Source organism: Ilumatobacter sp., from assembly GCF_049588435.1.
Classification (GTDB): Bacteria; Actinomycetota; Acidimicrobiia; order Acidimicrobiales; family Ilumatobacteraceae; genus Ilumatobacter_A.
The window spans coordinates 1-10,904 of the sequence record NZ_JBAVYV010000123.1 but is presented as its reverse complement, the minus strand read 5'-3'; the positions used below and the strand labels follow the sequence as shown (position 1 = coordinate 10,904).

10 protein-coding genes, 1 other RNA gene and 1 pseudogene are annotated in these 10,904 nt (G+C 66.6%); 10 read left to right on the top strand and 2 right to left on the bottom strand.

Going from position 1 to position 10,904, the window contains the following annotated elements:
- The 5 genes from WBV89_RS04555 to WBV89_RS04535 form a co-directional block, all read left to right on the top strand.
- Window positions 1–357 (top strand): DUF4129 domain-containing protein (locus WBV89_RS04555; protein ID WP_423980150.1); only part of this gene is annotated, 357 nt, incomplete at its 5' end.
- Window positions 354–959: a hypothetical protein gene (locus WBV89_RS04550; protein ID WP_423980149.1), complete on the top strand. Its 606-nt coding sequence runs from the start codon at window positions 354–356 to the stop codon at window positions 957–959. The genes WBV89_RS04555 and WBV89_RS04550, both read left to right, overlap by 4 nt.
- A complete protein-coding gene (locus WBV89_RS04545; protein ID WP_423980148.1) occupies window positions 959–1,942 on the top strand; it encodes an AAA family ATPase in 984 nt (327 codons plus the stop codon). Before WBV89_RS04550 ends, WBV89_RS04545 begins: the two co-directional genes overlap by 1 nt.
- 19 nt (window positions 1,943–1,961) lie before the next feature.
- Window positions 1,962–3,317 carry a DUF58 domain-containing protein gene (locus WBV89_RS04540; protein ID WP_423980147.1) on the top strand — a complete coding sequence of 452 codons (1,356 nt, stop codon included), beginning with the start codon at window positions 1,962–1,964 and terminating at the stop codon, window positions 3,315–3,317.
- Window positions 3,314–3,856 (top strand): hypothetical protein, encoded by a 543-nt coding sequence (locus tag WBV89_RS04535; protein ID WP_423980146.1) that lies wholly within the window; start codon window positions 3,314–3,316, stop codon window positions 3,854–3,856. Before WBV89_RS04540 ends, WBV89_RS04535 begins: the two co-directional genes overlap by 4 nt.
- 66 nt (window positions 3,857–3,922) lie before the next feature.
- On the opposite strand, the gene WBV89_RS04530 is transcribed toward WBV89_RS04535, so the two are convergent.
- A complete protein-coding gene (locus tag WBV89_RS04530; RefSeq protein ID WP_423980145.1) occupies window positions 3,923–4,771 on the bottom strand; it encodes a VOC family protein in 849 nt (282 codons plus the stop codon).
- 95 nt (window positions 4,772–4,866) lie between these two features.
- Between WBV89_RS04530 and WBV89_RS04525 the strand changes: the two genes are divergently transcribed.
- The 4 genes from WBV89_RS04525 (at window position 4,867) to WBV89_RS04510 (ending at window position 8,887) form a co-directional block, all read left to right on the top strand.
- Entirely contained in the window at window positions 4,867–5,718 is an 852-nt protein-coding gene (locus WBV89_RS04525; protein ID WP_423980144.1) for an AraC family transcriptional regulator, read from the top strand.
- Window positions 5,719–6,133: 415 nt separating this feature from the next.
- The gene (locus tag WBV89_RS04520; RefSeq protein ID WP_423980151.1) at window positions 6,134–6,385 is read left to right on the top strand and encodes a DUF4242 domain-containing protein; all 252 of its coding nucleotides are present in this window, start codon (window positions 6,134–6,136) and stop codon (window positions 6,383–6,385) included.
- Window positions 6,382–7,068, top strand: a complete 687-nt coding sequence (locus tag WBV89_RS04515; RefSeq protein ID WP_423980143.1) for a peroxiredoxin-like family protein — start codon at window positions 6,382–6,384, stop codon at window positions 7,066–7,068. The genes WBV89_RS04520 and WBV89_RS04515 overlap by 4 nt, the downstream gene beginning before the upstream one ends.
- Before the next feature lie 16 nt (window positions 7,069–7,084).
- Window positions 7,085–8,887 (top strand): BTAD domain-containing putative transcriptional regulator, encoded by a 1,803-nt coding sequence (locus tag WBV89_RS04510; protein ID WP_423980142.1) that lies wholly within the window; start codon window positions 7,085–7,087, stop codon window positions 8,885–8,887.
- 716 nt (window positions 8,888–9,603) lie between these two features.
- Here WBV89_RS04510 and ssrA read toward each other — a convergent pair.
- Window positions 9,604–9,990, bottom strand: a transfer-messenger RNA (tmRNA) gene (gene ssrA / locus WBV89_RS04505).
- Between the two features lie 74 nt (window positions 9,991–10,064).
- On the opposite strand from ssrA, the pseudogene WBV89_RS04500 reads away from it, so the two are divergent.
- Window positions 10,065–10,904 (top strand): annotated as a pseudogene (locus WBV89_RS04500) (hypothetical protein); the annotation flags it as partial.

Genomic DNA, 10,904 nt, shown 5'->3' with positions numbered 1-10,904 from the left:
GCGGTGCAGCGCGCGGCGTTGCTCGACGGCGCTCCGCGCAACGCGATCGTGCGCTGCTGGATGCAGCTCGAACGCGATGTGGCGGCAGCGGGACTTCGCCGCGACCCCGCCGACACGTCACTCGAATTCACCGAGCGCGTCCTGGCTCGCTACGCCGTGGATTCCAGCGCGATCGAAGAGCTTGCGGCGCGATATCGCGAGGCTCGTTTCTCCGATCATGAACTCGTCGAGGACGATCGGCAGGCTGCGCTGATGGCGCTCGACCGCCTCCATCGCACCTTGGCCGAGGCCCGATCGGACGCTCCGTCGGACGCGTCGGACACGGACGTCGATGCGGCGATCGGAAGGACGAAGTGAAGGGTCCCGGCCCCCGTCGTCCGACGAGCGACACCGCCCGTTGGGCAGCGACGACCGCCATCGTCGGTGCTGTCGTCGGAGCGCTGATGGTGTTGCTGGGGATGGACCCGCGGCTCGTGATCGTCGCCTGTGTCGTGGCGCTGGTGTCCGCTGCGTCCTGGCTGGTGATCGGGCTCGCCCCTGTCGCGGACCCGCTCACCTGGTACGACCACAGCAACGCTTCCTGGTCGTCGGCTCGGGTGGATCGGCGGGTGCTGCAGCTCACGGCCCGACTCCGGCAGAACTCGCGGCAGAGCCGTCGACGCGGACTTCCTGGGTTGTCCGGCCGCACCGGCCAGGACGAGGCGGAACCGGTCGATGAGATCGTGACGTCGCTCGTCGCGGTGATCGACGATCAACTGCGGGCGGACCACGCCATCGAACGCGCCGACGACGGCGAGGCCGCGGCTCGGGTGCTCGGACCCGAACTCACCCGCTTCGTCGATGATCCGGCAGCCGCGCGGAAGATGACGCAACGCCGCACGCTCGCACACACCATCGCGCTGATCGAAGAGTTCACCGCACCGACTCCTCCCGCGACCCGAAACCCGAAGGACGATTGATGACCCAACTCGAACTGCCCGAAGTGTCCCGATTGGCCACGTCCATCCTGGACGAGGTCGAGACGGCCGTGATCGGCAAGCGCCAACCCTTGGCGATGGTGCTGAGCGCCATTCTGGCGGGCGGTCACGTATTGCTCGAGGACTTTCCGGGGCTCGGCAAGACGCTGGCGGCGCGCTCGTTCGCGCAGACGTTGGGCTTGGACTTCGCCCGTGCCCAGTTCACCCCGGACCTGCTCCCGGCCGACCTGACCGGATCGTTCATCTTCGATCAGCGGGTGAACGAGTTCTCGTTCCGTCATGGGCCGCTCTTCACGGGTCTGTTGCTCGCCGATGAGATCAACCGGACGCCGCCGAAGACGCAGTCCGCGCTCTTGGAGGCGATGCAGGAACGACAGGTCACCGTCGAAGGCGAATCCTTCGAGTTGCCGCGTCCGTTCCATGTTCTGGCCACGGCGAATCCGGTCGAGTACGAGGGCACCTATCCGCTGCCCGAAGCGCAGCTGGACCGATTCATGCTGCAGGTCAGCTTCGGCTACCCGACCGCCGACGAGGAGTGGGACGTGTTGAGCCGCCGACTCGCGCGCCGCCAGGAGGAGCAGACGCTGCGTGCCATCGTCGACGCCCCGACGCTGCTGGGCATGCAGACCGCGATCGAAACGGTGACCGTCGACGAGAGCGTTGGCCGCTACTGCGTCGCGCTCGCCGGTGCCACCCGCAGCCACTCCCAGGTCCTGATGGGCTCGTCACCCCGGGGGGCACTGGCGTTGATGCTCGTCGCCCGGTCGTTCGCTGTGGTTGCCGGCCGTGACTTCGTCACGCCGGAGGACGTGAAGTCGGTTGCGGTTCCCGTCCTCGCACACCGCGTCGCTGTCAAGCCGGAGCTGTGGATGAGCAATGCAAGTGGCGCGTCGGTCGTCGCGTCGGTGCTGTCGTCGGTCCCGACGCCGAGCACCCTCGAAGTCGACATCCCGGTGACTCGCTGATGGTTCCCTCGGGCCTGCGATGAGCCCTTCGCGCACCGACTCGTGGCAGCCGTCCCCGGCCCATCTGCGGGCGGTGCTGCTCGGTGTGCTCGGGGTGGCTGCCGCGCTGCTGTTCCGCGTCCCGATCCTGCTCGTGCTGGCGACCCCGTTCGCGTTCGTCGCCGTGTGGTCCATGACGACCCGTCCCCACGAGCGGCTGGATCTCAGCACGGCGCTTGCCCCCCGGACGATCCGCGAAGGCGAAGCCACCACGTGGACCGGCCGGTTCGATGCCGTCGGCGATCACGGGACGCTGGACTCGGCGGCCGGAGTGAACGGTGACGACGGCGGCGATGGCGTCGATCAGGTCATCGCGTTCGTACCGCATCGAGAGTGGCTCGAGACGCGCCCCGGGACGGGTGTCGTCGCCGCGGCCACTGCCGTCGGCGGTCCGCCCGCCGCAGTTTCGATGGCCATCCGGGGCACTCACTGGGGACCGCACGAGGTCGGACCGATCAACGTCGTCGCGGTGAGTTCCTGGGGTGCATTTCGTTGGAAGGCCGTCGCCTCCCGGCATCACCTGACGACGCTTCCGCTCCCCGAGGTGTTCGATGCGACGGCGTCCCAGCATCGAGCGAACGGCCTCGTCGGGATCGACCGCTCGGCTCACGCTGGCGACGGGAGCGAGTTCTCGGGCATTCGGCCGTTCCAGACCGGTGACCGTCTGCGTCGGATCAATTGGCAACGTTCGCTCCGCAACGGTGAACTCCACGTGACGTCGACGTACTCCGACCAGGACAGTCACGTGGCGCTGTTCGTCGATGCGCTCGCCGACTTCGGGCCGTCGGAGGGGATCGACGGCGCAGCATCGAGCCTCGACACGACGGTGCGCGCAGCCGGCGCGATCGCCGAGCACTTCTTGCTTCGTGGTGACCGCGTGTCGTTGCACGTGTTCGGGTCACGCGGCCGCGCCACTCTGCCGCCAGGGAGCGGGCGGAGTCATCTCCGCAGGATCCTGGACCGGCTCGCGATGTTGGAGCCCGATCCGAGCCGGACGGGGGCGTTCCGAGTGAGTCGGGCTGCGATCCCCGGCGATGCGCTCGCGATCATGTTGTCACCGTTGATCTCGCCGGTCGCGCTCGAACGCGCAGCGACGATCGTCAGCCACGGGCTCACGGCCGCTGTGGTGGACACGCTTCCCACCGATGTCCACGACGGACACGACACGACGACCGAGTTGGCCTGGCGGATCCGGCTCCTCGAACGTCGTCGCGAGGTGCGGGTGATCGAGGAGATCGGTGTCCCGGTGATCGCCTGGCGTGGCCCCGGCAGCCTCGATCCGTTCCTGCGCGAGCTCGCTCGCCGCTCCGCCGCTCCCCGGATGGCTCGCCGATGAACGCCGAGCGGATCCAGGCGTGGATCGACGAACTCCACGGCACGAGCGGACAACAGTGGATGTTGCGCCTCGTCGTGGTCCTGGCACCGCTCGGCGCGTTGGCCGCCGTGACCGCCGAGGTCGGCCGGTGGTGGCCGTTCGGTGGAGTCCTCATGGGTGCGCTGGCGATCGCTGCGGCATTCCGCCCCGACTCCCACACGGCGCTCCTCATCATCGCGGTCGTGGTGTGCCATGTGCTGGCAACCGTCGAGCAGGTCGATTCCCCGTGGGTCGTGGTGGTGGCGTGCTGCCTGCTGCTCCATCACTCGGCGGTGGCGCTCACCGCGTCGTTTCCGGTGGGCGGCGTCGTTCCGACGGCGACGCTGCTGCGGTGGGCGCAGCGCACCGGTGTGGCGGGCGGCCTGACGATCGGTATGTGGGGTCTGGTGATCGTGATGGAGCGACGAGATGCCGCCGGGAACGGCCTGCTCACCGCACTCGCCGTGGCGATCGTCGCGGCGTCCGCCGTCGTCATCCGGTCCCGAAGTCTGAACGGTTGACATTCAGGCTGTCATGCTCCCCACGGCGAAGCCGGTGTGAGCGGTCCGGCAGGCGGGCGTCGCCGGTCACGGAGTCGGGGAGCGGTGGCCCCAGAAGCTCGGTTGGGTGATCTGGGCGACGGTCCATGTCGCGTCGTCGACGAGGAGGCCGCCGCATCCGAACTCGACGTCGAATCCCGAGGGGGAGCGGCTGTAGAACGACACCATCTGGTCGTTGGTGTGTTTGCCGAGGCTCATCGAGATCGGCGTGCCCGCATCGATGTGACGGTCAAGGGTGTAGCCGACGTCGTCGAGGGTTCGGGCCTCGACCATGAAGTGGTACAGCGCAGCTTCCGATGCCGGGACGAGCGCGAGGCTGTGGTGGCGTCGATTGCAGCGAAGGAAGACGACGTCGTCGTCTCCGGGCCGCCAGAAGTCACTGACCCGGAAGCCCAGCACGTTGGTGTAGAAGTCGACCGATGCTTCGAGTTCGGGGGTGCCGAGCACGATGTGGCCCATCCCGTGGGCTCCGGTCGTGAAACCGCTGACGCCGGTCGGCGACACGAACAGCTGGTGATCGAGGATCGGGCCGTGGAACAGCTCCAGCGTGAAGCCTCCCGGATCCGTCGTTCGTGCCAGACCGCGTACATGCCGACGATCGCACTCGTCGGCCGATCCACGATCGATGGTGAATCCGGCCGCAGAGAGCTGGGTGACGGCGGAGTCGAGAGCATCCGCGTCCGGCACTTCCCATCCGGCGAACGCCAATCCGCCCGGCCCCTCGCTGACGAGCACCCGGTACGGCCGCTCGTCGAACCGCAACCGGAGCTCGGGCTCGTCGTCCGACACCATTGCCCCCAACAGCTCGCCGTACGAGCGCCAATCTTCGATGTCGTCGGCGGTGATCCCGATGTAACCCAGACCTCGAATGTCCATCTGCTTCCCCTTCGTTCGGTTCGTGGCCCAAGCATGAAGGTGAAATCCGCCGGAGGCAAGGTGACAACGAGAAGTGATGATGGTAAAAATCGGACATGCTCGACGTGGTTCCGGTTCGCTACCGCCCGCCCGACGACGCCTACCGACTCGACATCGAGCTGGTCCCCGCAGCCGAGCTGCGAGCGCGCGTGGCAGCGGATCGGCAACGAGGTTTCGAGCGGATCGACTTCCAGTGCTTCGTCTACGTCCGCTCGGGGTCGTACACCCACGTCGTCGACTTCGAGACGCACGAGCTGACGGAGCATTCCTGCCTGGTGATCTCGCCGGGGCAGGTCCACCGCTTCGGACCTCCGAGCGACTGGACCGGCTGGATGCTGATCGTCAGCGGACACCTCGTCTCGGACGACACGCGAGAACTGCCGGCACATGTGCGACTCGACCGAGAACTCGGCGGTGCGGTCGCCGAACTGTTCGATCGCATGGACTCAGACGCGAAGTTGCTCGCAGATCGCCAGCGGCTCGTGCAACTCCTCGCTCTCCAGACCGCGGTGCTCGTGGGCCGACTCGCGCTCGGCGCGAGCGGCACGACCACGAGCCGACTCGTCGATCCGACTCTGCTGTCCCGATATCGCGACTACCGCGCCGCCGTCGACGACGGATGCCGACGTTGGCACCTCGTCGCCCCGTATGCACGGAGTCTCGGCTGTTCGGCGAAGTCGCTCAACCGAGCGTGTCGTGCGATCGCCGACGTCTCGGCGAAGGACGTCATCGTCGCCCGCATCGTGCTCGAAGCGCAACGCCGCCTCGCCCTTTCCGACGACACGGTCGCAGCGATCAGCAGGCAGCTGGGTTTCGACGAGGCGACGAACTTCGTGAAGTACTTCCGTCGCGAAACCGGGATGACACCGACCGCGTTCCGTGCCTCGGTCCGCCAGCCTGACTCGTAGCCGTATCGGGACGTCGTGGCTCGACCGGACGTGGACCGCACCCGCCGATCGGCGACGAACCCACTGGACCAGCACGAGAACTGAAACATCCGAACCCCGCAGGAGGGATGTGGAGCTGGGGGACCGAATCCCCGAGGGGGATTGGGGCGTCATGCCTGGTCAGGGTTGGTTTTCGAGTGTCCGATGTTGACCGCGGTTGACCTGCATGTTCACTTGTCTGAAGTCGCCTCACCCATCACTACCTGAGCCCGACCCGGGCGGCGTTCGTGTGGACGGTTGCCTGATGGGAAACCTCGCTGCCCAGAGCTGTTCCCGGGTGATCGTCAAACGCCGCGTCAAACAAGGGTGTTGTCCAGTGGCGGTATCCGACGACCTCGACGCTGCGGTGCCGGGGAGACAACAGACAGGACCCGCAATGCCCCTTTTCATGGACGTTCACAACATCGAGGGAGGTGTGTCAGCGAGCGACGTCGCCGGCGCCCACCAGGCAGACCTCGCGCACCAAGCGGCGCACGGGGTCAACTACCTCCGCTACTGGGTAGACGAGGAGTCCGGCAAGATCTTCTGCCTGGTCGAGGCGCCCGACGCTGAGGCTGCGGACACGGTGCACCGTGAGGCCCATGGGCTGGTTGCCGACGAGATCTACCCCGTCAGCGAACATACGTGAGCGCCGCGTGGCCGCGGACGGTCGAGGCGCTGACCGCTGAGGCGGAGTCCGAGTGGTTGGAGCTGTTCACAGTGGGTCCGACCGAACCGGAGGGAATCGGGCTGAGGGGCGGGGCTGCGGCTCCGGACCTCGTGCTCCCCGATTCCGTGGGAGCGAACCGGTCGCTGTCGGAGTTCTGGGCCGATGAGCCTGCGCTGCTCATGTTCTGGCGTCACTTCGGATGTGGGTGTGGCATCGATCGCGCCACGCGCCTTCTCGAGGAGTTCCCGGCCTATCGAGCGGCAGGCATCATGCCCGTGATCGTCGCCCAGGGAGAGCCGGAACGAGCCGCTGCATACCGGGATCAACTCGGGCTGCCGTGCCCGGTGCTGTGCGACCCGGATCATTCTGCATACCGGGCCTACGGCATCGGCCAGTGGTCGGTCGAACGCGTCCTCTATGACGCCTCCGTCGAGTTCTGGGCGCATCCACATGATCTCGGCGCAAGTCTTCAGGACGAGCGCCGCGCCGGAGGTCGGCCGCTCGTCGATGATCCGTGGCGCGCGACCGCTGAGTTCATCATCGGGACGGACGGACACGTGCGGCTGGTGCATCTCTCTCAGTACTGCGAAGACTTCCCGGAGCCGCTCGTGCTGATTGCAGCGGCACAGCTCGCAGAGAACGGGGTATCGGCAACAACGTGAGAGTATTCGGGCGATCATGAGCCTGACCATCCACCTGCTCGGTCGCCCGCGAATCGAGAGTTCGTCAGGTGACGTCTACCGGTTCCGGAGTCGGAAGAGCTGGGCCCTCTTGACGTTCCTCGTTCTGAACGAGCGACAACCGTCGCGGCGGCAGCTCGCTTCGCTGTTGTTCTCGGAGGCCGATGATCCGCTTCGCGCGTTGCGCTGGAACCTCTCGGAGATCCGGCGAAGCCTCGGTGATGGTGGTGCGCTCGAGGGAGACCCGGTCGCCCTGCGCCTCCCCTCGGACACTGTCGTCGATGTCGCACTCGTGTCGACGGGCGGATGGAAGGCGGCAGTCGAACTTCCCGGGTTGGGATCGGACCTGCTCGACGGGATCGTGCTGCGGGGTGCACCGGCCTTCGAGTCGTGGCTGCTGTCGGAGCAGCGACACGTCGCGGCGGCGTCGGAGGCGATCTTGCACGAGGCCGCACTCGGTTCGATGTCCCGAGGCGACAAGAAGGCCGCGCTCGGCTACGCGATGAGCGCGGCGATGATGAGCCCGCTTGACGAGAACCATCAGGCGTTGGTGATCCGGTTGTATCGGCTCATCGGAGATGACGTGGCTGCCGAGCAACAGTTCACAGCGTGCACCGAGTTGTTCGACCGCGAACTCGGCGTGACGCCGGGACCGGTGGTGCAGGCAGCGATGCTCGAAACCCGCGATGACGAGGAGACGGACACCGATCCGGCCTCGGTCGCGGCGATCGTCGAGGCCGGCTCGGCTGCGGTCGCTGCCGGGGCGGTCGAGGCCGGCGTGCAATCGCTGCGGGCCGCAGTCAGGTTGGCCGATGGCACGAGCGTGGCGGACCTGCGTGTCAGTTCACGGCTGGTGCTGGCCGAGGCACTGGTCCATTCGCTCCGCGGGTTCGACGAGGAAGGGCTGGCCGCTCTGTACGAAGCCGACGAGATCGCGCTTGCGCACGGCGATCGCGCGTCGGTGGCACACGCCAGAGCCGAGGTTGGCTACGTCGACTTCCTGCGCGCCCGCTACGACCGTGCCGAACGGTGGCTGACCGATGCACTCGACTTCGCAGACAACTCACCGTCGATGACCGCGAAGGCGACGACATACCTCGGCTCGGTCGAAAGCGACCGAGCGAACTATGCGACAGCAGCCAGTCTCCTCGAGCATGCGATCGATCTGGCGCGAGTCGCCGGCGAACCCCGACGCGAGGCCTTCGCACTCTCGATGCTGGGCCGAATCAGTCTGCTCCGCAACGATCTCGACACAGCCGCCGACCAGCTCGACGCCTCCATCGGAATCGCCCAACATGATCACTGGCTGGCCCTCCTCCCTTGGCCCCAGACATTGCGCGGCGAGGTACAACTGGCCCGCCACGACCCCGACGGTGCGGACGCGCTGCTGCGACAGGCCTTCGCCAGAGCATGCCAACTCGGCGATCCCTGCTGGGAAGGAATGTCGGCGCGCGGTCTCGCCATGGTCGCAGCGGTGAATGGCGAGACCGCTCGCGCGTTCGACGTGCTTGCCGACGCGCGAACCCGATGTAACCGGCTCGCCGACCCCTACGTCTGGCTCGACGGCTACATTCTCGACGCCCAATGCAACCTCGGCATCCGTCATGGTCATTCCGACACCGAACGATGGCTGGACACCATGCGACACCTCTCGTCGAGAACCGGAATGAAGGAGCTCACGGTCCGCTCCCTGCTTCACGGGGCAGCTCTCGGCCACGACGGCGATGCGCCCGCGGCGGCCCTCGTCGCCGCCGAAATCGACAATCCGGCCCTACACAACCTCATCGAGGCAGAGGAGTGATCATCGCTAGAGATGGCTTCGGCCGCGAGGCCGCCGGTGACGAGGGTTCGGGTCCGGGATGTCTCGCGACATCACCGTGTGGAGATGGGGGAATCAGCGTCGCGGCCGGCCGGCCAGCATCTCCCTTGAGCCCGAGGAACAGCCGAGGGCCGAGTTCATCAGCGACCTGGCGGGTTACGATCTTGTAGCTCACAACGGCTCCGCTCAGTCCGTTATTTCCCCGGTTCTCGCGTGGCTGTTGACCCGCCCCTCGATTGGCCCGACGCCACCCCTCAATCCAACGGTGATCGGCGCGCTGCTGCCCAGCTTTGTGTCGCTTGTCGAAGCCGAGGAGCTCCACTGGGGGCACCACCTACCGTGGCCCATGCTGGTCCGCGTGGCCCGTGACTTGGTCGCTGGGAGACTGATCTAGGTGACGGTGCCGGGCTGAGGTCAACAGCGGGATCAGCCCCGGGTCTTACGACGTCGAGCGTCATCATCGAAGAGATTCAGCACCAGCAGCGAAACCAACGGGGGTGTAGTGCAGCTACCGGAACCAGTGTCGCCCAGGAACCGCAGCCGCGTCCGAGAACGGTCAACCAGCTACCGGGGCCACGCTGTCCACTATGAACGGGTCCGCACACGGTGTCGACGTTCTGTGCCGCCCATTTTCCGCCCTCCAGGCGCTGGACGACGAAGGCGCATACGCCCTGCGTAGGGCATATGCGCCAAAATTTTCGTGGAGCTGGGGGGAATCGAACCCCCGTCCATCAGCCGGTGAACGAACTCGCTACGACCATTCCCGGTATTGCCTCTGACGCTGAGACACCGACGGGTCGGCTGTCCGATCAAGCCGGACCACGCTCAGTCTTTCCTGAAAGTCAGCGGTCTTTCTCGCCGTCAGTGGTCTTTCCCACCGTCATCGGCTACTTCTGTTGCCGGGCTGTAGCTGACTGGCCCCGTGCGGCATTTCTGCTCACGATGACTCTTCACTCATCTGATCGAAATCAGGCGGCGAGAGCGAACTGCTCATCGGCAATTCTGTGGTTTCCCCGTTTTACGAGTCTGAGAAACTCGGGTCGCAAACTCGAACAGCGTTACTGACGTCGAAACCAGTCAGCCCCATGTATTCGATATGTAGGGGCCCACGCTACAAGTCGCAGCGCGCGATCGTGGATTGCGTTTACGATCACCGCCCATGACACGACTCGGTGGGCCAGGCGGATTATTGATCGCGAGCATTCTCGCCCTGGCGGCATGCGGCGGTGGGGGATCCGATGCCGAACCCGTCGACACGGAATCGCAGGCCACCGCACCATCGACCGACGTGGCCGAGACGGACGTGGCCGAGTCAGACGTGGCCGAGACCGCACCCGAGACCGACGTGGCCGAAACCGATGTGGCCGAGACCGACGTGGCCGAGACGAGCGACGACACCAGTGTCGACGAGCCCACCGACTCGATCGCCGAAGACGGGCCCGTGTGTGCCGACTTCGACGACGCGCTCCAGGACTACACGCCGGTTCCCTGCGACGAGCCGCACAGTGCCGAGTTCGCAGGTGCGGTCACCCCTCCGGCCGGAAACCTGCCCGACGACGCCGTGGAGGCGAGTGTTCTGTTGCGTGAACTCTGCAGCGAGTCGGTGGAGGCGCTCACCGGCCGTGACCTCACGCTCGGGGGAGCGGGCGTCGGGTTCGTGTCACCGAGTGGGCTCGGCGAGCCGATGGTCGACGACATCTCGTGTTGGGCCTCGCTCGACGTCGACGGGGCGTTCACCGGCTCGATCGCAGAGGACGGCTTCGACGGCGCGCTGAACGCGATCGTCATCGCCGATCTCGAGCCGGGAACCTGCTTCGACTTCTTCGACGAGAACGACTTCGCGTTGGGCACCGTCGTCGACTGTGGCACCGATGGGGCACTGATGGCCATCGGAACCGTGACCGCTTCCGGCGAGCCCGGGGCGCCCTATCCGGGAGACGATGCGCTGCGCGACGAACGCGCCCAGCTGTGCGCTGAACTCTTGAGCGAGTCGGACCTC